Raw genomic sequence first — 26,503 nt, 5'->3', positions numbered from 1 at the left:
TAGGGATATGAATATGACGGATGAAAAGATGACGGATAAGGTGCAGGCCGCGGTTCCCGCGGACACGGTCATGCAGCCGGAAGAAAAAAGTAAAATTGTGTATGAGGGCGGCGGAAATCTTGCCGGTGTTCAGAGAAAGAAAGGCAAAGGCCTGATTCTTGACGATGGACGGATCGAAGCCATGAAAGAATATTTAAGTCCTGAGGAACTTTATCAGGACCTTATTTCCCGTGTGCGCAGATACCATCCGTCGGATGATATATCCATGATAGAGAAGGCCTATAAGATAGCTTACGCCGCCCACGAGGGGCAGGTGCGCAAGTCAGGGGAGCCTTATATCATTCATCCCCTATGTGTTGCGATTATCCTTGCGGATTTGGAACTGGATAAAGAAACGATTGAGGCCGGGCTCCTTCATGATGTGGTGGAAGATACCATCATGACAGAGGCGGAAATCGAAAAAGAATTCGGGCCTGATGTGGCGCTGCTGGTAGACGGCGTCACCAAGCTGCAGCAGATTGATTTCCCCAGCGATAAGGGAAACGGGGAAAACAAGACCGCAGATCAGCAGGAAATGCAGGCGGAAAACCTGCGTAAAATGTTCCTGGCCATGGCCAAGGATATCCGGGTTATCATGATAAAGCTGGCGGACCGCCTTCATAATATGAGGACCCTGAAATACCAGCCTCCGGCAAAGCAGCAGAAGATTGCCAGAGAGACCATGGAAATCTATGCGCCCATCGCACAGCGCCTGGGCATTTCCAAAATAAAGGTAGAACTGGATGACCTTTCCCTGAAATATCTGGAGCCGGAGGTATATTATGACCTGGTGGATAAAATAGCTGTCCGCAGAAGCGAACGGGAAGAATATATCCAGCAGATCGTGGATGAAGTGTCGGAACATATGAAAAATGCAGGTATCAAGTCACAGATAGACGGACGTGTGAAGCATTTTTTCAGTATATACAAAAAGATGAAGAACCAGAGTAAAACTCTGGATCAGATATACGACCTTTTTGCTGTCAGGATTATTGTGGACTCAGTGAAGGATTGTTATGCTGCGCTGGGAGTTATCCATGAAATGTATAAACCCATACCCGGACGTTTCAAGGACTATATTGCCATGCCTAAGGCCAATATGTACCAGTCCCTGCATACGACGGTTATCGGAAGCTCCGGTCAGCCTTTTGAAATCCAGATCCGTACCATGGAAATGCATAAGGCGGCGGAATTTGGTATAGCGGCCCACTGGAAATACAAGGAAGCCTCTGACGGCAAGAAGGTTGCGGCACAGGAAGAAGAAAAACTGGCCTGGCTGCGGCAGATCCTGGAATGGCAGAGGGATATGTCCGATAATAAGGAATTCATGAATCTGCTGAAAAGCGATTTGGATCTGTTTTCCGATACGGTTTACTGCTTTACCCCTACAGGGGATGTGAAGACTCTGCCGGCAGGCAGCACGCCCATTGATTTTGCGTACAGCGTGCATACCGCCGTGGGAAATAAGATGATCGGCGCCCGTGTAAACGGCAAACTGGTCACCATAGACTATGAAATCCAGAACGGGGACAGAATAGAGATACTGACCTCCCAGAACTCCAAGGGACCCAGCCGTGACTGGCTGAATCTGGTTAAGAGCACACAGGCCAAAAATAAAATCAACCAGTGGTTCAAGAACGAATTCAAGGAAGAAAACATCATAAAGGGGAAGGAAATGCTGAGCGCCTACTGTAAGGCAAAGAGCATCAACATTTCCGATATCATGAAGCCTCTTTATATGGAAGCCCAGATGAAGAAATATGGCTTCAAGGACTGGGAATCCCTGCTGGCGGCTGTAGGGCACGGCGGCCTGAAGGAAGGCCAGATCATCAACCGTATGCAGGAGCTGTATGACAAGGATCATCCCAAGGTGCTGAGCAATGAGGAGGTTATTGCCAGTGTGGCTGAAAACGCCCAGGCAAGACAGATGCTTCCCCGTGCCAAGAGTAAGAACGGTATTGTGGTCAAGGGGATTCACGATGTGGCGGTCCGGTTTTCAAAGTGCTGTTCTCCGGTTCCCGGTGATGAGATCATCGGTTTCGTTACCAGAGGAAGAGGGATTTCCATTCACAGGACGGATTGTGTGAATGTCATTAATCTGCCTGAAGTGGAGCGGGCAAGACTGATCGATGCGGAATGGGAGGCCTCACCCGAAAACAGGGCCGGTGAAAAATATCTGGCTGAAATCAATATTTATGCAAATAACCGCAGCGGCCTTCTGGCAGACATCTCCAGAGCGCTTACGGAAAAGAATATTGATATCCTTTCCATGAATACCAGAACCAATAAGCAGGGAATGGCCACTTTGTCCGCTTCCTTTGAAATCAGCAGCAGAGATGAACTTATCCGTATTATTGATAAAATCCGTACCATTGACAGCGTAATCGATATAGAAAGAAGTTAAATACATGGCGAATATAAAGATAGGGCGCATGGTTTTAAGCATGTGCCAGACCAATTGTTATTTTGTATACAAAGATGCAGAGCCTTCCGATAAGACATTACCGGCGGATGAAGCAGGTGAGTCATCGGGAAACGGCGGTTCTGGGGAAAATGGCAGCCAGGCGGCAGAAGAAAAAGAGGTAGTTCTCGTGGATCCGGCGGATCAGGGAAGGCAGATTTACGAAGCCCTGAAAGGAAAGGGCTTTCGTGTATCGGCCATTCTCCTGACCCATGGTCATTTTGACCATATCTGGGGTGCGAACGAACTGCGCAGACTGTCAGGGGCTCCCATTTATGCCTATGAAGAAGAAAAAAAGGTTTGTGAAAACGCGGCAATGAATGTTTCAGACCAGGCCGGAAGACCGGAAACCGTTATTCCGGATCATTATGTTAAGGATGGCGAACTCCTGGAATTTGCAGGAATGCGCTTCCGTCTCATCGCCACGCCGGGCCATACTGCAGGAAGCTGCTGTTATTATATGGAAGAAGAAAAAATTCTTCTTTCCGGGGACACCCTGTTTGAAGGTTCTGTGGGCAGAACGGATTTCCCTACAGGCAGCATGAGCAGTCTGGTGAGATCCATCAAGGATAAGCTCCTGGTGCTTCCGGAGGATGTAACCGTTTATCCCGGACATGGAGAGAAAACCACCATCGGGGATGAAAAGAAATATAATCCCTATTGCCAGTAGGCGCTATTCTTAATTTAAAGAGTTACTTTGATGATAAAATAAAAGGGGATGTTTATACTCTTTTTAAAGAGTAAAGCATCCATTATCAGGAACATCCGTACAAACCAATCGGCGCAGGGCTGGATTGGTTTGACTCATGTTTATCTGCAATTTGGAAAGGGACGGGCGATATGCTGGCAGTCAGGCTTAACAAAGCACAATTTGAATATGATATACACTCCATTATCAAAGCCTTTTATCCGGCAGAGACAGTGAAGGTTTTTGAAGAAGGAACGAAAGATTTTGAATCAGATGGGGATAATCCACAGATTACCATCCGTTTCGGAGAGAAAGAAATCCGGGTGGAACTGTCCGGAACAGAATACGAGACAGCGCTGAGCAGCCCGGAAGAACGGCCTGTTGTTAAAAATGAATTAAAACAGCTGCTGTACCGGATTCTGTCGGCTCATACAGGCAAAAAATTGCCATGGGGAACACTTACGGGAATACGTCCCACAAAGATTGCCATGCAGTTCCTCGAAGCCGGAACCGGCAGAGATACGGAAGCAGATTCGAATAATCCTTTCACTGAGGCGGAAATACTGGACTACATGAAGGAAACGTATTACTGCAGTGAGGAAAAAGCACTTCTGGCCATTGATATTGCAAAAAGAGAAAAGCGGATACTGGCAGATATCCATTATGACAAAGGCTACAGCCTGTATATCGGCATTCCCTTTTGCCCTACCACGTGCCTTTATTGTTCCTTTACTTCTTTTCCCATTTTTTCCTGGAAAGATCGGGTAGGAGATTATCTTGCCGCCCTGGAAAAAGAAATGGATTTCGTCCGCGATGCCTGCAGGGATAAAATCCTGGACAGCGTGTATATCGGAGGGGGAACGCCGACCACGCTGGAACCGGAAGAGATGAGACGGCTCCTGAAAAAGGTGAGGGATACCTTTGATTTTTCCCAGGTAAAGGAATTCACGGTGGAGGCCGGACGCGCGGACAGCATTACGAGGGACAAGCTGAGAGTGATGAAGGAGTACGGCGTAACCCGCATCTCTGTGAATCCTCAGACAATGAACCAGGAAACCCTGGACTTAATCGGACGGCGGCATACGGTGGAGCAGGTGGAAGAGGCCTTCCGCCTGGCAAGGGAAGAAGGCTTTACCAACATCAATATGGATTTGATTCTCGGGCTTCCCGGAGAAACCAGAGAGCATGTGGAACATACGATAGAAGAGGTAAAGAGACTGCATCCCGACAGCCTTACCGTACATTCACTGGCTATCAAGAGGGCTTCCAAAATGAGCCTCTGGATAGAAAAGAACGGAATAGAAACGCTCCATAATACAGATGAGACCATGGAAATCGCAGCTCTGGGAGCGGCAGAAATGGGGATGAAGCCCTATTACCTGTACCGTCAGAAAAACATGTCCGGCAATTTTGAAAATGTGGGCTATGCTTCGGAAGGGAATTATGGTATCTACAACATTCTTATCATGGAAGAAAAGCAGACCATAATGGCGCTGGGAGCGGGCACCATTTCCAAGGCCGTATACCCTGACGGCAGGATAGAGCGCTGTGACAATGTGAAGGATGTGGCGCTGTATATGGAAAAAATTGATGAGATGATTGAAAGGAAGCGTAAACTGCTTCAAAATTAATTTTCCTTGAAAAAGAAGGGAAAAAAGTGTAAAATCGGTTAAGATTATACAAGTCCGGGTATCCGGACCTGTATTGGGAATGAAAAGCCCCGAACGAAACGGAACAGGAAAGGAACGGATGGATATGGCATTAAGCAAGAAACCGGTAACCGGTATGAAGGATATTCTGCCGGCTGAGATGCAGCTGAGAGATTATGTAATCGGTGTAATAAAGGATACCTATGGTAAATTCGGATTTACCTCTATTGAAACCCCTTGTGTGGAGAATATTGCAAACCTTACCAATAAACAGGGCGGCGACAATGAAAAGCTTATTTTCAAAATTATGAAAAGGGGAGAAAAGCTGAATCTGGAAACAGCCAAAGAAGAGGCTGATCTGGTGGACGGCGGACTGCGTTATGACCTGACCGTTCCTCTCGTCCGTTTTTATTCCAATAACGCCAGCCAGCTGCCCACGCCTTTCAAGGCGCTGCAGATAGGAAATGTATGGCGTGCGGACAGGCCTCAGAGAGGACGCTACCGTCAGTTCATGCAGTGTGATATTGATATTCTGGGAGAACCTTCCAATCTGGCGGAGATCGAGCTGATTCTGGCGACAACCACAACCCTGGGCAAGCTCGGTTTTAAAAACTTCCAAATCCGCATTAATGAAAGAAGAATCCTGAAGGCAATGGCCGCTTACAGCGGATTCCCGGAAGAAAGCTTTGACACCGTATTTATCATTCTGGATAAAATGGATAAGATCGGCCTGGATGGTGTGGCGAAGGAACTGCTGGAATGCGGTTTCGCACAGGAGAGCGTGGATAAATATCTGGATTTGTTCAGAGGGCTGGAGGAGACAGACGATGGGCTCGGTTTCCTGGCTGATAAGCTTTCCGGTGTCCTGGATGAGGATATTGTAAATAATCTCAGGGAAATTACCGACAGTGTGAGTTCTACCAAGGCGGCGGAGTTCGATATGGTTTTTGATCCCACCCTTGTGCGCGGAATGTCTTACTATACCGGAACTATTTTTGAAATAGCGATTCCGGAATTCGGAGGAAGCTGCGGCGGCGGAGGCCGTTATGATAAAATGGTGGGCAAGTTCACAGGCAATGATGTGCCGGCCTGCGGATTTTCCATTGGATTTGAAAGAATCGTCCTTCTGATGCTGGAAAATGGTTTCCAGATTCCCGGAAAACCCGGAAAAACAGCGTTCCTGATTGAAAAGGGCGTGGCCGGAGAGGAACTGTGCAAAGTGATTGCCCAGGCTCAGGAAGAAAGGGCCAAAGGAACCCAGGTCCTGGTGGCGAGGATGAACAAAAACAAAAAGTTCCAGAAGGAACAGCTTATGAAGGAAGGCTGGGAGGAATTCAGGGAATTTTACCAGACCCCTTTAAAATAAATCTTAAGATGAAGGAGACAGATCATGGCTGAATCAATGAACGGGCTGAAAAGAAGCCACAGATGCGGGGAATTATCTCTGTCAAATGTGGGAGAAACCGTCACTGTTATGGGATGGGTGGCCAAACAGAGAAATAAAGGTGGAATTATATTTGTGGATTTGAGGGATCGTTCCGGTATCCTTCAGGTTATTTTTGAAGAAAGTGATGCAGGTGCGGAAGGCTTTGCCAAAGCGGAGAAGCTGCGCAGTGAATATGTCGTGGCCGTTGTGGGTAAAGTAGAAAAGAGAGCCGGTGCTGTTAATGAGAACCTGGCTACAGGTGAAATCGAAGTCAGGGCATCCCAGGTGCGTATCCTTTCGGAAGCGCTGACCCCTCCTTTCCCCATAGAAGAAGAGTCTAAAACAAAAGAAGAGCTTCGTCTGAAATACCGTTATCTGGATTTAAGAAGGCCGGATTTACAGAGCAAAATCATTCTCAGAAGTAAAATCACCATGGCGATTCGTAAATTCATGTCGGAAGAGGGCTTTCTGGAGATTGAAACTCCCATGCTCACCAAATCAACGCCGGAAGGCGCAAGGGATTATCTGGTGCCCAGCCGTGTGCATCCCGGGAATTTTTATGCGCTTCCCCAGTCGCCCCAGATTTTCAAGCAGCTTCTGATGTGTTCCGGATATGACCGTTATTTCCAGATCGCAAGATGCTTCCGTGATGAAGATCTCCGCGCGGACAGGCAGCCGGAATTCACACAGGTGGATATGGAGCTTTCTTTCGTTGATGTGGATGATGTCATTGCGGTGAATGAAAGACTGCTTAAATTTATCTGCAAAGACGCTATCGGCCTGGACGTGCAGCTTCCCATTGCGCGTATGACCTGGCAGGAGGCCATGGATCGCTTCGGTTCCGATAAGCCGGATACACGTTTCGGGATGGAACTGGTTGATGTTTCCAAAACCGTGGCAGGCTGTGGTTTCGGCGTATTTACCTCGGCTTTGGAAAATGGCGGTTCCGTACGCGGGATCAATGCCAAAGGACAGGCGGAAATGCCGAGAAAGAAAATTGATGCCCTGGTGGAATTCGCAAAAGGTTATGGAGCAAAAGGCCTGGCCTATCTGTGTGTTCTTCCTGACGGAAGCTATAAATCCTCCTTCGCTAAATTCATGACGGAGGAGCAGCTGAAAGCCCTGGTGGAGGCTATGGATGCGGAACCGGGCGATCTGCTGTTATTTGCGGCGGACAAGAATTCCGTTGTCTGGAATGTTCTGGGCGGCCTGAGACTGGAACTGGGCAGACAGCTGAATCTGATTGACAACAGTAAGTTCAACTTCCTCTGGATCACGGAGTTCCCTCTCTTTGAGTGGAGTGAAGAAGAGAATCGTTATATGGCCATGCATCATCCTTTTACCATGCCCATGGAAGAAGATCTGGCGATGCTGGAGACAGAACCCGGAAAGGTTCGTGCGAAAGCATATGATATCGTACTGAATGGTACGGAGTTGGGCGGCGGAAGTGTCAGGATTTCTGATGATAAGATTCAGGAAAGGATGTTTGAGGCGCTTGGCTTTACAAAAGAAAGCGCATATGAACGCTTCGGATTCCTTCTGGATGCTTTCAAATACGGTGTACCGCCCCATGCAGGACTCGCTTATGGGCTTGACAGGCTTGTTATGCTCCTGACCGGCGCGGACAGTATCCGTGAGGTAATTGCCTTCCCGAAGGTAAAGGATGCTTCCTGTCTGATGACGGAAGCCCCCAATGTAGTGGATCAGAAGCAGTTGGATGAGCTGGGTATTTCCATTAATCCTATTGAAGAAAAGGAATAAGAGTAAAAGCCTTGGCAGAGAAACAGGAACCCCTGGAAAAATTACAGGAACAATTGTTGCATACGTCCCGGATGGAGGATATCTGTGATCATTTGATGGAGGCGGCGGCTGAACTGACGCAGTGCGCAGGGCTGGCGCTTTTCCTCCGGTGCGGGGAAACGTCCGAATTCGAGCAGAAAAGGCTTGCGGGCTGTTTCCCTGAAATCCCCGGAAGCGTGAAGGAGGAACTGTTTGACAGTACCTTCCTTCGTTGTGCCTTCGGAGCGGATATTGCCGGCGAAATGATCTATGAAGACAGGAAATATGGTTTCTTTCTTGTTTGCTGTCAGGAGTGTGATAAAAAGGAGGTGCAGGGAGAAAAATGCCTGCGTCTCCTTTGTACGTTGGGAATGCTGGCTTTGCGCAGCGGGTGGTATGCCGGGGAGGCTTGGATAAAATCTGTCACCGATGATGTGACGGGAGCCTATAACCGCAGATACCTTTTGAAACGCCTGAACGAGGATATGGGGAATTCTGTCCTGCAGGCGGCGCTGATTGACATTAATGTGGATGATTTTAAGCTGTATAATGAAATGTATGGCTATATGCAGAGTGACAGCCTGCTGCTGTTTGTGGCTGATATCATCAGGGGAGAAAAAAGCACGCGGGGAGAACTTTACCGGTTTGGCGCTGATGAATTCCTGCTGCTGGAGCCGGGTATGGCGGAAGCTCAGGCGCTGGAAACTGCGGAGCGGATAAGGAAGAAAATAAGACAGGTGAGCAAGGATAAAAAGAAACTGATTCATCCGCTCACTGTGAGCTGCGGAATCGTCCTGTTTCCGGAAAATGTGGCTGTAAAAGAGGATTTGCTGGGAAGCTGTTCCCGTGCGGTCTATTATGCGAAAGTAAGGGGAAAGAATCAGACGGCCCTTTGGAAGAAGGAGGATCATCCCAGGGAGGGAAGCGGCTATTACCGCAGTTCCTTTGAAAAAATAGCCCCCACAATCTATGCATTTATGGCGGCGGTTGATGCAAAGGATCAGATTACCTTCCGGCATTCCCTTAAGGTATCGGAGTATGCCACCACTCTTGCCCAGGCGCTGGGGCTTAAAGAGGAGGAAGTGGAGATCATCCGGGAAGCTGGGCTTCTGCATGATATCGGAAAAATCGGCATCCCGGAAAATATCCTGAAAAAGCAGAGCTTTCTTACAGAGGAAGAATACACGGTTATGAAGGAGCATGTGAAGAATGCAACGGAAATGATCCGCTTCCTTCCGGATATGAACTATGTGCTTCCCGCGGTAGTGGCTCATCATGAAAGATATGACGGAAAAGGATATCCCTCCGGACTGGCAGGAGAGGATATTCCTCTGGGAGGCCGATGTCTGGCAATTGCCGACAGCTTTGATACGATGACGGCCAGACGGCCCTATAAAGAACCCATGCGGATTTCCTATGCAGTCAGAGAACTGGAAAAGGGGAAAAATACACAATTCGACCCTTATCTCACTGATGTTTTCCTTCAGCTGATAGAGGAGGAAAAAATCCGGGTGTGGAACGGGCAGGAAGAGTAATTTGTTTTACAAACAGCGAGCCAGGGTCAGGAGGACTTGACCCTGGCTCGCTGCCCGCCTGGCCTCATCGGCCGCCGCGGGAAGCTTCCCCTTAAGGGAATCAGCTGTTGTAGTTGTTTGTGCCGTTTATGATGATTTCGTAATCATCATATTCCAGATCATTGTAGTCCGAATCATAAGGAGCAGAGAATTCCACGTTGGCTTTTTTCTCCATATCGGAGATATACTGGGAAGAAATGCCTACGGCACTGCCGTCTTTATAATAAATACACATCAGTTCCACAGAATCGAAGGTCATGCCTGTGGGATTGGTGATGGAAGCGAGGACACTGCCTCTGGATCCCGGATTTGATTTTATCTGGAACTGCGTTCCGTAATTCTGGCTGTAAAACCTGTAATCAACCTCTTTGGCAAGAGCGGTGATTTCATAACGGCTGTAAGGGATGTCATTGTAGTCTTTGTCATAAGGATAGGGGACATCAACGGCGGCCCTGCCTCCTGCGGCACAGCCCCAGATATAGCTGTTTCTCAGGAACAGAAGATCGTCGTTTTCATCATAATAGGTCACAGTAATTTCCAGCTGGACATCCACTGCGTTTTTGTTTTCATAGACCAGGATCAGGCTTTTGGGAGCGGCATAATCCGTCTGCGTGATGTTGGGCATCAGCATGCTGCTGGTGGCTTTTTCTTCCGTGGTAGGTACATAAACCTCCCGCTCAACGCCCCGTACCGACCGATCCTGGCTGATGCCTATGGTATAGTAAACAAGAAAGGTGAGTATGATGGAAAGGAATGCCAATACCATTCCTGCGATGGGAAGGCCTTTTTTGCGGTTATTCTGTATCAGAGAAACAATGCCGAGTATGATAGCAAGGACATCGAGCGCGATTCCGACAAAAAACACGCCGGACAGAAAACCGAGAATGCCGAGTACCAGACAGGCAATGGCCAGTCCGCTGTTCCGATTAGAGGAATCGTTCCCCTGATTGTAAGGGGGATTCGGCTGATAGGGACCGTTGGGGTAAGCGGGACCTGTCGGAAGTGGGCCTTCATTCGGAAAAGGAGAGTAATTCTCGCCGCTGTAATAGGTGCGTGAGGTCTGAGGATCGTAATACTGCTGCTGATTTGGCTGATTTATGCCGGCCCTGCCGTCATTCGGCTGGTTCCATTGATTGCTGTTATCGGGGGAGCCATAGTCCTGCTCATTTTCATTATCATACATAATTTGTCCCTCATTCTTATGCTAAATCTGATGAATATTATAAGGCATGAGGGGATTTTTGGGAATAGAAGAATTAATTTTAAAGAAAACTTCATTATTTATTAAATAAAATGTCCTCCTTTTGCTGGTATACTGTCAGAAGTAAGTTTCATGTCAGAAAATCTGAAAACAGAAGATAAATCCAAAGGATGAAGAAAAATGGCAAAACGAGGGGTACGGACGGAGGCAGGCAGAAGATATTATCCGGATGGAAGCTTTTATTCAGGCAGGAATGCCGGGGCAGCGGCCAGAGAATTGGAATACATCGACATAACGCTGAGGGAGAATCCTCCGAAAAGGAAAAGAAGCAGAGAAGAAATCCTGGCAAGAAGAAAGAAAAGGCGGCGGCAGCGCAGAATCGCGCAGATGCTGATGGCAGGCTGTGTCCTGACGATGGGGATTATGCTGGGGTTCCTTTTATGGAAAATAATCGGTTTTGTACAGGACAGAGGTGTTTTTAACCAGGCTATGGATACGGAAAGAAGAGAGATAATCCGTGAAAATGATACGATTAAACCAGTGATCACGGAAGATTTTCTGACGGTAAATCCATATTCCCGTCCCGCGGAGCCTCTGGATGGGGTAAAAAATATTTTTGTGCATTATACGGCAAATAAAAATACCTCCGCCAGGCAGAACCGCAGTTATTTTGAAAATCTGGGGATCACCGGCGAAACCTCAGCCAGCGCTCATTTCATCATCGGATATGATGGGGAAATCATTCAATGCCTTCCCCTGGATGAAATAGGCTATGCGGTTAAAACGAGAAACTATGATTCCATATCCATAGAGTGCTGTTATCGTGACGACAGCGGTAAATTTACCGATGCCACTTATCAGTCCCTTCTGCAGCTGACGGCCTGGCTGCTGAAGGAATATAAGCTGGCTCCGAATGATGTCCTCCGTCATTATGATGTAGGGGGCAAAAAATGTCCGCTGTATTTTGTGGAGCATGAGGACAGCTGGGAACAGTTCAGGCAGGATTTAACCGATTATATTTTAGAGAAGTAATTCAACCGGAGCATCCGCCGGAGATATATTCTGCGGGAAGCACCGAATGTCTGCTTAGATAAAAGAGGAATAGGATGGAAGGGAAAAAACACAGGAAAAGCCGCAGAAAGCAGAAAGACAGGGAAGGGGCAGTACTGGTATTGGGAGCAGTACTGGTAATTCTTCTGATAGCGGCGGCAGTGGTAATTATTTTAAAAATATCATCCGGCGGGAAAAGCCGGGAGACCGGAAATTTCACGGAGAGTGTATCGGAATCATCAGAAGCAGGGGAGGATACAGAGAGTATTCCTGAGTCGGAAGAGAGCCGGGAAACGGAATCGGAAAATCCGGAAAGCCTGCCGGAAGAACCGCAGACCGCAGTGGCGGCTGAGGTGGGCAGCATGGAGGACGAGGGGGATCCTCAGAAATCTTCCAATGCCTCCGGACAGGGAAACGGCGCTTCTGTTTCCATAACTACGGATACTCTGAAGCCCACGGAAGGGGAAACGGCTGAGATGACGCTGGGGATCGATGTTTCCAAATACCAGGGCGGAAATATTGACTGGTCTGCAGTAAAGGCGGCCGGGATTGATTTTGCCATAGTCCGTGTGGGATACAGGACAAAGGCTACGGGGATTATCTATGAAGACCCTGCAGCAAGGTATAATATTCAGGAAGCACAGAAAAACGGGATCAAGGTAGGCGCCTATTTCTTTTCCTCCGCAGTGACGGAACAGGAAGCAAGGGAAGAAGCTTCCTGGGTGGCGGATTTTATTTCCAAATATAAAATAACTTATCCTGTGGCCTATAACTGTGAGGATTTCAAGTCGGAAGACAGCAGGCAGTACGGCTTGGATAAAACCGTGCGTACCGGCATTGCCTCCGCATTCCTTGACAGCATTCAGGCGGCTGGTTATACGCCGATGTTCTATGCCTCCAGGAATGAAATGGAAGGGAACGCGGACTGGGATATGGATGTACTGGGCAGCAAATACAAGGTATGGGTATCTCAGTATCCGGAAAAGCCGTTCCCCGACACTCCCTCATCCACTTACTCCGGGAGACATGACATGTGGCAGTATACAAGCCAGGGACAGGTGGCCGGCATCAGCAAAAAGGTTGACGTAAATGTAGCTTATTTTGGTTACAGCAAGGAAGCGGAGGCCAAGGATTCCACCCCGGCAGAGGTAGTGGAGGCTAATCCGGAGGTGGGCATTACCTTTACGGAAGTGCAGGAAACGGTTACCGCAAAAATAGAGACAAATCTCCGGACGGCCCCGACTACGGCGGACGGTTCGCAGGTGGTTGCCAAGCTGGTGAATGGCCAGACGGCGACTCGTACAGGAGTGGGGAATAACGGCTGGTCCAGGCTGGAGTATAACGGACAGAAGGTCTATGCCGTGAGCAGTTTCCTGACTGCGGATCTCACTTATCAGGCGCCGGCAGAAGAAAAACCTGCTCCGATCCAGACCTACGAACCGGTAAATGAAACGGTAACCGCCAAGGATACAACAAACCTGCGCACGGAACCCAGTACGGCCAGCCAGGATACCATTGCGGCGACGATTCATTTCGGGGATACGGTCAACCGGGTGGGAATCGGCAGCAACGGATGGTCCCAAATCAATTATAACGGACAGATATTATACGCTGTCACAAGTTACCTGACAACAGATCTGAATTATAAAAGCAGTACGACGCCCACACCGGATAATCCGGAGGCCGGCATCACTTTTACCCCGGTTAATGATGTTGTCACAGCCAAAAGCGAAACGAACCTGCGGACGGTTCCCAGCACGGACAGCCCGGATACGGTCATAGGAGTCCTCCATAATGGGGAAGCGGCGGTACGGACCGGAATCGGAAGCAACGGCTGGTCCCGGCTTGAGGTGGGCGGACAGACAGTCTATGCTGTTACCAATTATCTGACCGGAGCGCAGTGACGGAAATCAGGCAGGTGGTTGACAGAACGGAAAGTTTTTGCATCCGCTAACCCATATAACCTTTAAAAGTTTATTGTTAATTATGTCTTTTTATAGTATCCTAGTGAAAAGAGAAAAATGCCTATGAGGTTATGGATATATGCTGGATGCAAAAACATGAAATGAATTTATGGCTTCTGTCTAACAAATTGTTGGCAAGATACTGCATTATTTCCGCAGGTAGAAGCATCATATAGTAAAAAGGAGTTAAAATGATATTAGTGGATAGCAATAAAAAATGGGATTACGCTCTTGGTTTGATAAAGGTAGATGGACTGGAGCCATCTGCGGAATTTTTAGAGTTGGTTGAGAAAGAGAAGGAAGGAAAAATGACTACAGAAGATATCCGTAGAATTCTGGATCAAAAGTACAAAGTAAAAGAATAAGAGGAAGGTATGATGAAGGACCCTTATGTATATTCAGGAACAGAGGTTTTGAAAAACCTTGCGGGAATAAAGGAAGAAAATGCGTTTGCCTGTATGGAAGCTGAGTATACCAGTCTGCGTATTGCAGACTTATCGATAGATAATACCTTAAGTTATTCTGATTTTAATGATTTATGTATGACACATTATGCTATATTCCAAGATGTATTTCAATGGGCAGGGAGAGTAAGAATAATAAACATCGAAAAGGCCGAAATTTCTTTAGGTGGCCTTTCAATAGAATATTCTGATTGCTTTGATATAGAAAGAGATGCTGCCAAAATAATAGATGAAATGAATTCTGTTAAATGGGAAGAAAAAGGTCTTTCAGACGTATGTAAGCTATATAGCAGGTACATGGCAGATCTTTGGAAAGTACATCCGTTCAGAGAGGGAAATACAAGAACGGTTGTAATATTTTGTTCCCACTTTATTGAAAGTAAAGGGTGGTATCTTGAAAGTGAATTGTTTAAAGATAATGCTGCATATATGCGTACTTCTTTAGTAGCGGCTTCTGCCATCTTCCATGATCTGGGGGATAAAAGAAAACCAGAATATTTGGAGAGGATTGTTTTTGATGCTTTGGAACAAGGGGCAAAAATGAAGGATAGAATTATTACAGAACTGCAAAAGGCAAATCTTCCATGTGAAGCTGCTACAATACGAGAGGTAGTTAAGTGGAACAGAATAGAACATAAGGAACATACAAGCGAAGAGATAAAAAAATTTTTTAAGGACTGATAGAAATTTGTGGCTTCTTCCATATTATATTCTTTAATTATTTATTATAAAGAAAAGACGCACCCATTCTGGAAATACCTGAAAAACTGTGATACAATGACAAACGTAGGCCTGCAGAAATGTTTTGCTAAAACGGCAATGACGGAACGTAAAACGAATAATGAGCATGGCCTCGGGGGGATTGTATCGCATGAATACTTTTATAGTTTTTCAGCAGATGCTGATACTTTTGGCGATGATGATAATAGGCTACGTGAGCTTCCGGAAGGACTGGCTGGACAGAAATGCTTATACCAAGCTATCCAAAATCGTGGTGAATATTTTGAATCCGCTCATTATTATTAATGGGGTCATGGAGCGGGACAGTGGGGAAAGTACGGAAAAAATAGTGCTGAATCTCATGTTCATTGTCCTGTATTTTGTTATCTTAATCCTGGCAAGTTTTCTTGTGGTGCGGCTGCTTAAAGTCGAAGCACGCCACAGCCACCTGTACCGTATGATGATGGTCTTTTCCAATGTTGGATTTATGGCCATCCCTTTAATATCCAGTATCTACGGAAAAGAAAGTGTATTTTATGTATCCTTTTACATACTCGGATTTAATCTCCTGTTATATACCTATGGGATTCATTTAATATCCAGGGGCTCAGGAGAGAAGAAGGAAAAACTTCAGCTGAAAAAGCTCATGAATCCGGGAGTGGCGGCCTGTCTGCTCTCTATTGTGATTTTCATATGGAGAATTCCTGTTGCGGACAGCGTGAAAAGCTTTGTGGGCTATATGGGAAATGCGGCGATACCCATGTCCATGATGCTTATCGGCGCATCCATCGCCCAGACAGATATTAAGGAGCTTCTGCGGGATGCCAAAATATATGGTCTGCTGGCGATCAAGCTTCTGGCGCTGCCCATTGCAGCAGCATTGATTCTACGGAATTTGGAGCTGCCCAGGGAGCTGGCAGGTATTTTTATTTTTATGCTGGGAATGCCGGTGGCCAGCATTGTAGTTCCGCTGGCGGCGGAATACGAAGCGGATGAAATCTGCTGTACGCGGGGAACTGTGCTGAGCACGCTGTTAAGTATAATCACCATACCGATTGTTTCTCTGTTTATGTAAAAAAGAATAGGCGTCGTATTTTCCGGCTGTCCCTCCGTCCGCTGTGCGGCGGCAGGTACAGCCGTAGTTTATTTCAGCGGGTACCGAGCCAAACGGATGTGCTTGCTGCTTGCGCAGAGGAGCTGATTTACCAGGTCCAGAGTGTTCCTGCAATGCCGTCCGCAATGGCCCGTGCTGTTTCGTCAAATTTCTGATCCAGCAGGGCATTGTCCTGATCATTATTGATGAAACCGACCTCGACCAGAACGGCAGGAATGTTGCTTTGGCGGAGTACCACCAGATTGGGGCGTTCGTTGACTCCCAGATTTTTGTAACCCACCTCTTCCAGCTGCCGGTTGATATTGGTGGCTATAGTCCCGGCTGGAAGCCATGCGTTGTAGACCAGGCTTTCCACTCCACTGTACTGATTTGGATAAGGACTGGAATTACGGTGTATGGAGATAAAAATATCGGATCCGGATGCGTTGCCTTCGGCGGCCTTTTGGTAAGGGGATTCATAGATGTCCTCTGTCCTTGCGTATTTTACATTGAAGCCGTAGCTCTCCAGAATATCGCCTATGGCGAGAGTGAGCGCCAGGGTATCATCTTTTTCACGTCTTCCGTTATATACGGCACCGGGATCCGATCCCCCGTGCCCTGCGTCGAGAAATATCGTATAAGTATAATCTGCCATAAAAATTCACCTGTATTTTCCTTGCTATTATTTTATGCTGAAAAAGCCGGTTTGTGCCTTGCCTGAAAAAGGAAATGCCTGACAGAAACAGTCCTTGTTTCGGTAGATCCGGCTGCGGAAACGGAAATCTATTGCTGTACATACTCCGCGGATAATGGAAAGTACGGGTTTGTTGTAATTGCATATGAGGGTTCGGGGGTGTCTAAGATATGCCTTGAGGAAACACCCTATCCTTTTGATTTGAAGGAAAATATAGAGGATGTAATGGAAGAACTGAAGAAAGCAGATATCGATCTGTCCACGGCCTCGGCCGTGAGGGAGAGGATTAATGACGGAAAGCAGGGGATAACGGAAGCTGTCCGCATTACCGACAGGAAAGGAAACAGCTGCCTGCTTCTTTTTGATGAAAAGGGTGTGGCTCTGTCTGAACAAAAATAGCAGCATAGAAAAAAGGGAAAAGTACGCCGCGAAGGAGTAGCTTTTCCCTTTTTCTATAGCTGTTATTCAGCAGAACTTTTTTCTCTGTTTCCTTTGTCAAAAAATGACTCACGGGTATCGGTATCTTCCTCATTCTCTTCATCAGAATCGACAGGCTCGGGCAGTGTCATCAGCACCTTCGTGATCCGGTTTTGCTGGACGTCCTCCACGCGCAGGGTGATGCCGTCTTCCGTTGTCACCTCATCGCCGGGAACCGGCATACGGTCAAGAATTTCAATAATAATACCGCCGATGGAATCATAATCTTCACTTTCCAGCTCCGTATCCAAAGCATCGTTGATATCATCCAGTTTCATGCCGCCCTCCACCAGATACTGCCGTTCTCCGATTTCCTGAATGAGTTCATCCTCATCGGCATCGTATTCATCCCGGATTTCGCCCACGATTTCCTCCAGAAGATCCTCGAGAGTGATCATACCGGCACAGGAGCCGTATTCATTCAGCACAAAGGCTACATTAAAACGCTTTTCCCTCATTTCTATCATCAGGTCGGCTGTTTTTTTGTACTCATAAGTATAATAGGCATCCCTGAGGATATCGGTAATACGGAAATTTTCCCGATCCTCTACCAGGATAAAATCCTTGATATTCACAAGGCCGATAATATTATCGTTATCATCCTGATACACAGGGATACGGGTATACATATATTTCTTAAATACGCCGAGAAGCTCTTCATAACCGGCTTCCACGCTTATAGTGCTCATATCGATACGGGGAATCATGATATCCTTGGCAACCGCATCGCTGAAATCAAACACATTGTAAATCATTTCCCGTTCTTCGGATTCAATGATGCCGTCTTCATGGCTGACATCCACGTAAGTCTTTAAATCGGATTCTGTTATCTGATCTTTTTTCTTATTGGGATCCACATGCAGTAGTATCATGATCCCCATGGAGAGGCGATCTACAATAAAAATTAGCGGAGTTAACAACTTCATCAGTGTATAAATTACCCGGGCATAGGCCAGGGATATTTTTTCTGAACTCAGGGTTGCGGCATTTTTGGGGACGATTTCACCGCAGAGCAGAAGAACAAGGGTAAGTACGCCGGTTGCGATGCTGACCGCATAATTTCCCCAGATTTTAATGGCCATGGTAGTGGTGAGGGCGGAAGCGGACAGATTGACCACATTGTTGCCGATGAGAATAGAGCTCAGCATCTTACTGTAATTATCCAGAATCTTCTGAAGGATTACGGCACGCTTGTTTCCCTCCTCAATCAGCGTACGCACACGCACCCGGTTAACGGTGGTGAGGGCAGTCTCCGCAGAAGAAAAGAATGCCGAAAGGGCAATGAGAATTACCAGAAAAATAAATTGTAGGACCGACGATGAATCCACGTAAAATTTCACTCCTTTTTCATGTTGTGTCCCCGGTATAAACCGAAGACGGATTTTTCTTAAGTATATAACTGTAATAATAGGAATCTTACAAAAATACAGCCGAAATGTCAAGTAAAACAGGGTTCTGCCCCGCCGGAATTCCCTGCCCTGCCTTTTGGGCGCGGCTCTGCAAGGTTCCTGTCAGGGCACGCTCTCGCTCGGATAACTACGCAGCGGTACTAAGGTTGCACAGAACGCAACCTAAGGACCGGCGTATTTATACGGCCCATACAGGAATCCTTGCAGAGCCGCGCCCAAAAGGCAGGGCAGGGAATTCCGGCGGGGCAGAACCGTAAGACCGGCGATACCGGGCCGTGAATTATAACATCATAAGAAGGAAATCCATTTTTTCAAAGATAACAGGTATAAAATACAGGCGGACAGGAATATACATGTGTCAAGGAGGAGCGGATATGGATAAAAAAGAAATCAGGAGCTCGAATATATTATTTCTGCTGAAATGCCTGTTGTTTTCCTACATACTTACCGGAGGCTTTCTGCTGCTGCTGGCATTGTTCCTTTACAAATTTCAGCTGTCTGAAAAAGTAGTATCCATTGCCATCATCGGTATCTATGTGGTAGCCGTATTTTTTGCGGGCTTCATGACAGGAAAAAGAATGGGAAGCAAAAAATTTCTGTGGGGGCTTGCGGTCGGACTGGCTTATTTTGCAGTTATGGCTCTGGTATCGTTTGCGGCTAACCATGGATTTAAGGATTTGGGGACACATTTTTTCACCACGCTGGCCATATGCGCCGCGGGGGGAATGCTGGGAGGAATGCTCAGCTAGAAGCGCCCGGAAGGCCTGAGAAGGCTTGTTTCAGGGTTTATACTTTTTTAATAAAAATACTTTCCCTGAATAAAAAACTATGATATACTAGCTTAGACAATGACGTCCGGGTATCGGACGGTATTCTGTCCAGATAAAGAGATGCCGTTCGGACGGTTTTCTCATGTAAGGAGGCAATGGTATGAAACATATTAAGACACTGACCACAAGAGACTTAAAAGAATCCATGAAAAAGGGCGGCTGCGGCGAATGTCAGACATCCTGCCAGTCAGCATGCAAGACATCCTGTACAGTAGGAAACCAGAGCTGCGAGAAGATGAAATAGGCAGATTCTGAAGAAACCGAATAAGGTTTTTATAAGCAGCGATACCTATCGCTGCTTATTATACGTGAAGATGATCGGCAGAGGCCAAAGGCCTTTCCTGCCGGCTTCTGTGCGTTATCAGAAAGAGAGCAGAAAGGAAGTTTTCCAGTGATACACCAGTACAAAAACAACGGCTACAACATCGTAATGGATGTGAACAGCGGAAGCGTACATGTTGTGGACGATTGTGTCTATGATGTGATACCACGGATTGAAGAATGCATTAATAAGGGCGTAAAGGAAAAGGACGGAATTCTGGATGCGCTGAAGGCGGAGGGAATGATTTCTCCGGAGAATTGTCCCTATACAGAGAGTGAGCTGGAAGAGGCTGTGGAGGAAATCCTGGAGCTTTATCAGGCAGGACAGCTGTATACGGATGATATTTATGAAAATTATATCGGGGCCTTTAAGGACAGGCAGACGGTGGTAAAGGCTCTTTGCCTGCATATCGCCCATGACTGCAACCTTGCATGCCGGTACTGCTTCGCAGAAGAGGGAGAATACCACGGCAGAAGGGCGCTGATGAGTTTTGAAGTGGGAAAGAAGGCCCTGGATTTCCTGGTTGCCAATTCCGGCAGCAGGGTGAATCTTGAGGTGGACTTTTTTGGCGGAGAGCCGCTGATGAACTGGCAGGTGGTTAAGGATCTGGTAGCTTACGGAAGAAGCCTGGAAGAGCCTCACCACAAAAAGTTCCGCTTTACGCTTACCACCAACGGGATTCTTCTGAATGATGAAATCCAGGAATTTGTAAATAAAGAAATGTCTAATGTGGTTCTCAGTATAGACGGGCGCAAGGAAATAAATGACAAAATGCGTCCCCACAGAGGCGGGCAGGGCAGCTACGAGGAAATCGTACCCAAATTCCAAAAACTGGCGGAGAGCAGGGATCAGTTCAATTATTATGTGAGAGGGACTTTTACCCATAATAATCTGGATTTCGGGGAAGATGTCAAACATCTGGCGGATCTGGGCTTTCAGCAGATTTCCGTGGAGCCGGTGGTGGCGGAGCCCTCTGAGGATTATGCGCTCAGGGAAGAGGATTTGCCCGTGCTGCTGGAAGAATACGACAGGCTTGCAGCGGAGCTGATTAAGCGGCAGAAAGAAGGGAAGGGCGTTAACTTCTTCCACTTTATGATTGATTTAAGCGGCGGCCCCTGCGTGGCAAAGCGGTTATCAGGCTGCGGTTCGGGAACGGAATATCTGGCGGTGACTCCCTGGGGAGATTTTTATCCATGCCATCAGTTCGTGGGGAAGGAAGAATTCCTCATGGGAAATGTGGATACGGGAATTGTCAGGACAGATATACGGGATGAATTCAAAGGCTGTAACGTGTATGCCAAAGACAAATGTAAGAACTGCTTCGCCAAATTTTACTGCAGCGGCGGCTGCGCGGCCAATTCTTATAATTTCACCCGCGGCATCAACGGAACGTATGACTTGGGCTGTGAACTCCAGAAAAAGCGCATTGAATGTGCAATTATGATAAAAGCGGCACTGGCCGACTAGAATGAAGGAGATAAGAAGCAATGAACAAGAAAAAAGGTATTTTAACCCTGATTGCGTTCATCGTCATATTGGCCGGATTGGGCTATGTGTCCGTTTTCGGTGTTGGCGAGAATAAATCAGGCTCCGCGTCCAGAGTTAAGCAGGGCCTTGACCTGGCAGGCGGTGTCAGTATTACTTATCAGGTAGTGGGGGAGGAAGAACCCAGCTCGGCCGACATGAGTGATACGATTTACAAGCTGCAGAAGCGTGTGGAAAACTATTCCACGGAAGCTCAGGTTTATCAGGAAGGCTCTGACCGGATCAATATTGAAATCCCCGGTGTTTCTGATGCCAATGCGGTATTGGAAGAGCTGGGCAAGCCCGGTTCCCTGTCTTTCCAGGATTCCGCAGGCAATGTAGTGCTGGAAGGTACGGATGTTTCCGATGCACAGGCGGGTTACCAGACCAATTCCCTGGGAAATCAGGAGCCTGTGGTTCAGCTGACTCTGACAGAAAACGGAAAAATCAAATTTGCGGAGGCCACAAAAAAAGCGGCTCCCACACGTGACATCATTTATATTATTTATGATGGCTCCGTTGTAAGCGCTCCTGCTGTCCAGTCGGAGATTACAGACGGTTCTGCCGTAATCACCGGTATGGGGTCTTTTGAAGAAGCGGAAACCCTTGCTTCCACTATCCGTATCGGCGGTCTGAAGCTGCAGCTGGAAGAGCTGCGTTCCAACGTGGTCGGCGCCCAGCTTGGTTCCGAAGCGATTAACCGCAGCCTTACGGCCGGCGCAATCGGTATGGCTATTGTCATGGTGTTCATGATTGCCGTTTACTGGATCCCCGGTGTGGCGAGCTCATTGGCGCTGTGTATGTATGTAGTGCTGATGATCCTGCTGCTCAACGGCTTTGAAATCACCCTCACCCTTCCCGGTATTGCAGGTATCATCCTGTCAATCGGTATGGCGGTTGACGCCAACGTTATTATCTTCGCACGCATCCGCGAAGAAATTGCCACGGGCAAGACGGTGAAGTCTTCTATTAAAATCGGTTTCCAGAAGGCTCTTTCAGCCATTCTGGATGGTAATATTACAACACTTATTGCGGCTGCCGTGCTGGGCTTTATGGGCTCCGGTACCATAAAGGGCTTTGCACAGACGCTGGCGCTTGGTATCGTGATTTCCATGTTTACCGCTCTGGTAGTCACCAGATTGATTCTGAATGCCTTCTATGCGGTAGGGCTTCAGAGTGAAAAGCTTTTTGGACGTGCAAGAGACAGAAAGCCTGTAAATTTCCTTTCCAGGAAGGCCGTATTTTTTACCATTTCCATCGTCCTCATTGTCGCAGGCTTTGTATTCATGGGTGTCAATAAGGGAAGAACAGGGCAGATTCTTAACTACAGCCTTGAGTTCATGGGCGGAACTTCCACCAATGTGTCCTTCAATGAGAACCTGTCCATTGAAGACATCGATGCGAACGTAGTTCCCATGATAGAAAAAATTACCGGTGACGGTAATGTCCAGACACAGAAGGTTCAGGGCTCAAATGAGGTAATTTTCAAGACAAGAACTCTGAATGTGGATGAAAGAGAAGAACTGAATAAGGTTATGGAAGAGAACTTCGGCGTGGATAAGGAGAAGATCACTGCGGAAACCATCAGTTCCACCATCAGCGGTGAAATGAGAAGAGAAGCAGTCATCGCAGTAGTCATTGCCACCGTATGTATGCTGATTTATATCTGGTTCCGTTTCAAGGATATCCGCTTTGGCGCCAGCGCTGTTGCGGCATTGATTCATGACGTACTGGTGGTACTGGCGTTCTATGCGGCGGTACGAGTATCGGTAGGCAGTACCTTTATAGCATGTATGCTTACTATTGTAGGTTATTCCATTAATGCTACCATTGTTATCTTTGACCGTATCCGTGAAAATATTGGCCTGGAAGGAAAAAGCGATCTGTCAGGTCTGGTAAACAAGAGTATTACCCAGACACTCACCAGAAGTATTTTCACTTCCCTGACAACCTTCATTATGGTTGCCGTGCTGTATATTCTGGGTGTAAGCTCTATCCGTGAATTCGCGCTGCCTCTGATGGTTGGTATTATCTGCGGAACCTATTCTTCCGTATGTATTACAGGCGCTTTGTGGTTTGTCCTTCGTACGAAAATCAAAGGAAAAACCAAGGGAGCGGCAGTAAAAGCAAAGTCCAGATAAAAGTTAACTGATGAAAAAGCGTTCTGCTCAGCCAGGACGCTTTTTTACCGCGTCAGCTTGCGTATGGATTGTATGAAAAAATGGACAGACATCATTTTATGCTGCTGCAGATACAAAGGAGTTAAAATATGGCGAAATGGTTTGTCACAGCCAAAAGGGCGGACTTTACAAAAATAGGGGAAACATTCGGCATAAGCCCGGTGCTGGCCAGGATCATCCGCAACAGGGATATTATTGAAGAGGAAGAAATCCGCAAATATCTTCAGGGAACCATAGAGGATATGTATGATCCCGGCCTGCTTAAGGACATGGACCGTACGGTGGAAATCCTGCTGGATAAAATCAGCCGGCGGAAACCGATCCGGATCATCGGAGATTATGATGCGGACGGAATCTGCTCTACCTTTATTCTTCATAAAGGACTGCTGCAGGCGGGCGCTGCTGCGGACACGGCGATACCTCACCGCATGAAGGACGGTTACGGCCTGAATGAGCATCTGGTGGAGGATGCCTTCCAGTCAGGGATAGATACTATCATTACCTGTGACAACGGCATCGCGGCAGAACCCCAGATAAGGCTGGCTAAGGAAAAAGGGATGACGGTGATTGTGACCGATCACCATGAGGTTCCTTATGAGGAAACAGAAGGGGAACGGAAATACATACTGCCTCCCGCCGATGCGGTGATTGATCCCAAGCAGGAAGGGGATGCATATCCTTATAAAGGGATTTGCGGCGCGGTGGTGGCCTATAAGGTAATGGAGGCTCTTTACCGGAGGCTGGAGCTTACACAGAAGGAAAAGCCTCTGCTGGAAGAGCTTCTGGAAATGGCCGCTTTTGCCACGGTATGTGACGTTATGGAGCTTCTGGATGAAAACAGGGTTATTGTAAAATTCGGGCTGTCCCATATGAAAAACACCTCCAACCAGGGACTGAGGGCACTGATGGAGGTAAATGGCATAGATAAGGGAAAACTGTCCGCTTATCATATCGGTTTTGTTATGGGCCCCTGTCTGAACGCCACAGGGCGCCTGGATACGGCGGTCAGGGCTCTGCAGCTTCTGGAGGAGGAAGATCGGGCGGAAGCCGTCCGCATCGCCTCTGATTTGAAGCAGCTGAATGACAGCCGTAAGGAAATGACCGATATTTATGTGAAACAGGCTGTACGTTCCGTGGAAGAGAACGGGCTCATGCAGGATCGGGTGCTGGTAATCTACCTTCCTGACTGCCATGAAAGCCTTGCAGGTATAATTGCAGGCAGAATAAGGGAAAAATACTATAAGCCGGTATTCGTGCTGACCAGGGGAGAAGAAGGCGTAAAAGGCAGCGGCCGTTCCATAGAGGCCTATCATATGTACGAGGAAATGACCAGAGTCAGGCATCTTTTCACCAAGTACGGCGGCCACAAAATGGCGGCGGGCCTCTCCCTGGAGGAAAAGGATGTTGAGGATTTCCGCAGGGAAATCAACGAGGTATGCACACTGACGGAGAGCGATATGGAGGAACGGATCCATATAGATGTCCCCATGCCGGTATCCCACGTTTCCATGGAATTCGTAAAGGAGCTGGAGCTTCTGGAGCCTTTCGGAAACGGGAATCCCAAGCCTGTTTTTGCCCATAAGGATTTGACCTTCCTGTCGGCCAGGATTCTGGGGAAAAACGGAAATGCCATACGTTTCACCGTGCTGGATGATTGCCGGAACAAATGGGAAATGATGGCCTTCGGAGATCCCGAACCCATGAACGACTATATGAAAAAGAAGTTCGGCCAGGAAGCGGTGGAACGGCTTTATCTGGGAAAAAGCCAGGATATCCGGCTGTCGGTCACGTATTATCCATCCATCAATACCTACCAGGGGAATACCAAACTTCAATTGGTGATGCAGCAGTATCAGTAATATGATAAAATATAAAGGTAAAGAAAATATAGTAGTAGACAGAACGGTAACGATAGAACAGGGGACTATTTATGATTTTAACAGTGACGCTGAATCCGGCAGTTGATAAGACATACAGAACAGGTGAGCTTTTCCCCGGAAGAGTGAACCGGATGCGTTCCGTTGATAATATACCGGGCGGCAAGGGAATAAATGTGAGTAAAATACTCCGTCAGTATGATTACGAAGTGACGGCAACCGGTTTTTTGGGAGGCTATCAGGGAAGGTGGATGGAAGACCAGCTGGACAGGCTGAAAATCCGCAGCGCTTTTGTGCAGGTGGATGGAGAAACCAGGACCAGCATGAATATTGTGGCTGATAACGGTTATGTGACAGAAATACTGGAGCCGGGTCCGCACATCAGTGACACACAGCTGAAGGAATTCATGCAGAAGTTTGCCTCATTGGCGGAAGAAAGCGGGCTGGTCATACTTTCCGGCAGCGCGGCGCCGGGGATTCCCACAGATATTTATGCCAGGCTTATCCGGAGCGCTTCCTCCATGGGAAAACAGGTGATTCTGGATACCAGCGGTGAACTGCTGAAAGAGGGCGTAAAGGCGGCGCCTTCCGTTGTCAAGCCCAACAGAAAGGAACTGGAGTATATTATCGGCCGCAGGCTGCAGGATATGAATGACATAAAAGATGCATCCTCAGTCCTTCTTTCCGATGGGGTGGGTCTTGTAATTGTTTCCCTGGGCGATAAAGGGCTGCTGCTGGCGGGTAAGGGAAGATGCCTGTATGCAAGGGTACCCAGAGTAACCGCACTGAATACGGTGGGCTGCGGGGACAGCGTGGTGGCCTCTCTTGCGATGTCCATGACATCCGGCGCGGATATAGAGGAAATGCTCCGAAAGGCTGCGGCTGTTTCGGCGGCCAACGCCACGACATTGGAAAGCGGCAACGTTCCTCTGAAGCTGGCGGAGGAGATACTCCGGGATATTCATATTGAGGAAATTTAGCAGCTGTGAAGCTCCTGAGAAAAATTTAAAAAGACAAGATAAAAAGGCTCCTGTTAACAGGGGCCTTTTTATCTTATCTTTTATGAGGGGGGAGATAGGTGT

General features: G+C 47.5%; 21 protein-coding genes. 18 read left to right on the top strand and 3 right to left on the bottom strand.

Annotation, left to right across the window (positions count from 1 at the left end; all coding sequences use genetic code 11):
- The first annotated feature begins 13 nt into the window (after nucleotides 1–13).
- The 6 genes from BLA28_RS18015 to BLA28_RS17990 all read left to right on the top strand — a co-directional run bounded on the left by BLA28_RS18015 (nucleotide 14) and on the right by BLA28_RS17990 (nucleotide 9,577).
- A complete protein-coding gene (locus BLA28_RS18015; protein ID WP_081330145.1) occupies nucleotides 14–2,443 on the top strand; it encodes a RelA/SpoT family protein in 2,430 nt (809 codons plus the stop codon).
- Nucleotides 2,444–2,447: 4 nt separating this feature from the next.
- The gene (locus BLA28_RS18010) at nucleotides 2,448–3,170 is read left to right on the top strand and encodes an MBL fold metallo-hydrolase (RefSeq protein WP_050018605.1); all 723 of its coding nucleotides are present in this window, start codon (nucleotides 2,448–2,450) and stop codon (nucleotides 3,168–3,170) included.
- 170 nt (nucleotides 3,171–3,340) lie between these two features.
- Nucleotides 3,341–4,819, top strand: a complete 1,479-nt coding sequence (gene hemZ / locus BLA28_RS18005; protein ID WP_069158384.1) for a coproporphyrinogen dehydrogenase HemZ — start codon at nucleotides 3,341–3,343, stop codon at nucleotides 4,817–4,819.
- Between the two features lie 124 nt (nucleotides 4,820–4,943).
- The gene (gene hisS / locus BLA28_RS18000; protein WP_069158658.1) at nucleotides 4,944–6,203 is read left to right on the top strand and encodes a histidine--tRNA ligase; all 1,260 of its coding nucleotides are present in this window, start codon (nucleotides 4,944–4,946) and stop codon (nucleotides 6,201–6,203) included.
- 24 nt (nucleotides 6,204–6,227) lie between these two features.
- Nucleotides 6,228–8,024 (top strand): aspartate--tRNA ligase, encoded by a 1,797-nt coding sequence (gene aspS, locus BLA28_RS17995; RefSeq protein WP_069158383.1) that lies wholly within the window; start codon nucleotides 6,228–6,230, stop codon nucleotides 8,022–8,024.
- An 11-nt stretch (nucleotides 8,025–8,035) separates the two neighbouring features.
- Nucleotides 8,036–9,577: a diguanylate cyclase gene (locus tag BLA28_RS17990; RefSeq protein ID WP_069158382.1), complete on the top strand. Its 1,542-nt coding sequence runs from the start codon at nucleotides 8,036–8,038 to the stop codon at nucleotides 9,575–9,577.
- 100 nt (nucleotides 9,578–9,677) lie between these two features.
- On the opposite strand, the gene BLA28_RS17985 is transcribed toward BLA28_RS17990, so the two are convergent.
- Nucleotides 9,678–10,799 (bottom strand): DUF4190 domain-containing protein, encoded by a 1,122-nt coding sequence (locus tag BLA28_RS17985; RefSeq protein ID WP_069158381.1) that lies wholly within the window; start codon nucleotides 10,797–10,799, stop codon nucleotides 9,678–9,680.
- 198 nt (nucleotides 10,800–10,997) lie between these two features.
- Here BLA28_RS17985 and BLA28_RS17980 point away from each other — a divergent pair, with 198 nt between their 5' ends.
- The 5 genes from BLA28_RS17980 (at nucleotide 10,998) to BLA28_RS17965 (ending at nucleotide 16,090) form a co-directional block, all read left to right on the top strand.
- Nucleotides 10,998–11,849 (top strand): peptidoglycan recognition protein family protein, encoded by an 852-nt coding sequence (locus tag BLA28_RS17980; RefSeq protein ID WP_081330110.1) that lies wholly within the window; start codon nucleotides 10,998–11,000, stop codon nucleotides 11,847–11,849.
- Between the two features lie 74 nt (nucleotides 11,850–11,923).
- Complete coding sequence (locus BLA28_RS17975) at nucleotides 11,924–13,771, top strand: GH25 family lysozyme (protein WP_069158380.1); 1,848 nt, start codon at nucleotides 11,924–11,926, stop codon at nucleotides 13,769–13,771.
- 251 nt (nucleotides 13,772–14,022) lie between these two features.
- Nucleotides 14,023–14,196, top strand: a complete 174-nt coding sequence (locus BLA28_RS33830) for an antitoxin VbhA family protein (RefSeq protein WP_159464094.1) — start codon at nucleotides 14,023–14,025, stop codon at nucleotides 14,194–14,196.
- Nucleotides 14,197–14,205: 9 nt separating this feature from the next.
- A complete protein-coding gene (locus tag BLA28_RS17970; RefSeq protein WP_242878468.1) occupies nucleotides 14,206–14,976 on the top strand; it encodes a Fic/DOC family protein in 771 nt (256 codons plus the stop codon).
- Between the two features lie 190 nt (nucleotides 14,977–15,166).
- Nucleotides 15,167–16,090 (top strand): AEC family transporter, encoded by a 924-nt coding sequence (locus BLA28_RS17965; protein ID WP_069158378.1) that lies wholly within the window; start codon nucleotides 15,167–15,169, stop codon nucleotides 16,088–16,090.
- 127 nt (nucleotides 16,091–16,217) lie between these two features.
- On the opposite strand, the gene BLA28_RS17960 is transcribed toward BLA28_RS17965, so the two are convergent.
- On the bottom strand, nucleotides 16,218–16,763 hold the full coding sequence (locus tag BLA28_RS17960; RefSeq protein ID WP_009250048.1) for an N-acetylmuramoyl-L-alanine amidase family protein: 546 nt from the start codon (nucleotides 16,761–16,763) through the stop codon (nucleotides 16,218–16,220).
- Nucleotides 16,764–16,961: 198 nt separating this feature from the next.
- Here BLA28_RS17960 and BLA28_RS17955 point away from each other — a divergent pair, with 198 nt between their 5' ends.
- Entirely contained in the window at nucleotides 16,962–17,201 is a 240-nt protein-coding gene (locus BLA28_RS17955; protein WP_069158377.1) for a hypothetical protein, read from the top strand.
- A 62-nt stretch (nucleotides 17,202–17,263) separates the two neighbouring features.
- On the opposite strand, the gene BLA28_RS17950 is transcribed toward BLA28_RS17955, so the two are convergent.
- Nucleotides 17,264–18,607 carry an HlyC/CorC family transporter gene (locus tag BLA28_RS17950; RefSeq protein WP_069158657.1) on the bottom strand — a complete coding sequence of 448 codons (1,344 nt, stop codon included), beginning with the start codon at nucleotides 18,605–18,607 and terminating at the stop codon, nucleotides 17,264–17,266.
- Between the two features lie 455 nt (nucleotides 18,608–19,062).
- On the opposite strand from BLA28_RS17950, the gene BLA28_RS17945 reads away from it, so the two are divergent.
- From BLA28_RS17945 to pfkB, 6 genes are all read left to right on the top strand, one after another.
- Entirely contained in the window at nucleotides 19,063–19,437 is a 375-nt protein-coding gene (locus BLA28_RS17945) for a TIGR04086 family membrane protein (protein ID WP_009250045.1), read from the top strand.
- Between the two features lie 181 nt (nucleotides 19,438–19,618).
- Nucleotides 19,619–19,762: a six-cysteine ranthipeptide SCIFF gene (gene scfA / locus BLA28_RS17940; RefSeq protein WP_009250044.1), complete on the top strand. Its 144-nt coding sequence runs from the start codon at nucleotides 19,619–19,621 to the stop codon at nucleotides 19,760–19,762.
- A 147-nt stretch (nucleotides 19,763–19,909) separates the two neighbouring features.
- Nucleotides 19,910–21,307 carry a thioether cross-link-forming SCIFF peptide maturase gene (gene scfB, locus BLA28_RS17935; protein ID WP_069158376.1) on the top strand — a complete coding sequence of 466 codons (1,398 nt, stop codon included), beginning with the start codon at nucleotides 19,910–19,912 and terminating at the stop codon, nucleotides 21,305–21,307.
- A 20-nt stretch (nucleotides 21,308–21,327) separates the two neighbouring features.
- Entirely contained in the window at nucleotides 21,328–23,505 is a 2,178-nt protein-coding gene (gene secD, locus BLA28_RS17930; RefSeq protein ID WP_069158375.1) for a protein translocase subunit SecD, read from the top strand.
- Nucleotides 23,506–23,633: 128 nt separating this feature from the next.
- A complete protein-coding gene (gene recJ, locus BLA28_RS17925; protein ID WP_069158374.1) occupies nucleotides 23,634–25,403 on the top strand; it encodes a single-stranded-DNA-specific exonuclease RecJ in 1,770 nt (589 codons plus the stop codon).
- 71 nt (nucleotides 25,404–25,474) lie between these two features.
- Nucleotides 25,475–26,401 carry a 1-phosphofructokinase gene (gene pfkB, locus BLA28_RS17920; protein WP_069154390.1) on the top strand — a complete coding sequence of 309 codons (927 nt, stop codon included), beginning with the start codon at nucleotides 25,475–25,477 and terminating at the stop codon, nucleotides 26,399–26,401.
- Nucleotides 26,402–26,503: the final 102 nt, after the last annotated feature.

The organism is Eisenbergiella tayi (genome assembly GCF_001881565.1).
GTDB classification, from domain to species: Bacteria; Bacillota; Clostridia; order Lachnospirales; family Lachnospiraceae; genus Eisenbergiella; species Eisenbergiella tayi.
Note: the sequence above shows the minus strand (reverse complement) of the source record. Positions and strands in the feature narration are given on the sequence as shown.

Coding starts and splice junctions, on each gene's coding strand:
- BLA28_RS18015 (WP_081330145.1), top strand. CDS start 14: ATGACGGATGAAAAGATGACGGATAAGGTGCAGGCCGCGGTTCCCGCG.
- BLA28_RS18010 (WP_050018605.1), top strand. CDS start 2,448: ATGGCGAATATAAAGATAGGGCGCATGGTTTTAAGCATGTGCCAGACC.
- hemZ (WP_069158384.1), top strand. CDS start 3,341: ATGCTGGCAGTCAGGCTTAACAAAGCACAATTTGAATATGATATACAC.
- hisS (WP_069158658.1), top strand. CDS start 4,944: ATGGCATTAAGCAAGAAACCGGTAACCGGTATGAAGGATATTCTGCCG.
- aspS (WP_069158383.1), top strand. CDS start 6,228: ATGGCTGAATCAATGAACGGGCTGAAAAGAAGCCACAGATGCGGGGAA.
- BLA28_RS17985 (WP_069158381.1), bottom strand. CDS start 10,799: ATGTATGATAATGAAAATGAGCAGGACTATGGCTCCCCCGATAACAGC.
- BLA28_RS17980 (WP_081330110.1), top strand. CDS start 10,998: ATGGCAAAACGAGGGGTACGGACGGAGGCAGGCAGAAGATATTATCCG.
- BLA28_RS17975 (WP_069158380.1), top strand. CDS start 11,924: ATGGAAGGGAAAAAACACAGGAAAAGCCGCAGAAAGCAGAAAGACAGG.
- BLA28_RS33830 (WP_159464094.1), top strand. CDS start 14,023: ATGATATTAGTGGATAGCAATAAAAAATGGGATTACGCTCTTGGTTTG.
- BLA28_RS17970 (WP_242878468.1), top strand. CDS start 14,206: ATGATGAAGGACCCTTATGTATATTCAGGAACAGAGGTTTTGAAAAAC.
- BLA28_RS17965 (WP_069158378.1), top strand. CDS start 15,167: ATGAATACTTTTATAGTTTTTCAGCAGATGCTGATACTTTTGGCGATG.
- BLA28_RS17960 (WP_009250048.1), bottom strand. CDS start 16,763: ATGGCAGATTATACTTATACGATATTTCTCGACGCAGGGCACGGGGGA.
- BLA28_RS17945 (WP_009250045.1), top strand. CDS start 19,063: ATGGATAAAAAAGAAATCAGGAGCTCGAATATATTATTTCTGCTGAAA.
- scfA (WP_009250044.1), top strand. CDS start 19,619: ATGAAACATATTAAGACACTGACCACAAGAGACTTAAAAGAATCCATG.
- secD (WP_069158375.1), top strand. CDS start 21,328: ATGAACAAGAAAAAAGGTATTTTAACCCTGATTGCGTTCATCGTCATA.
- recJ (WP_069158374.1), top strand. CDS start 23,634: ATGGCGAAATGGTTTGTCACAGCCAAAAGGGCGGACTTTACAAAAATA.
- pfkB (WP_069154390.1), top strand. CDS start 25,475: ATGATTTTAACAGTGACGCTGAATCCGGCAGTTGATAAGACATACAGA.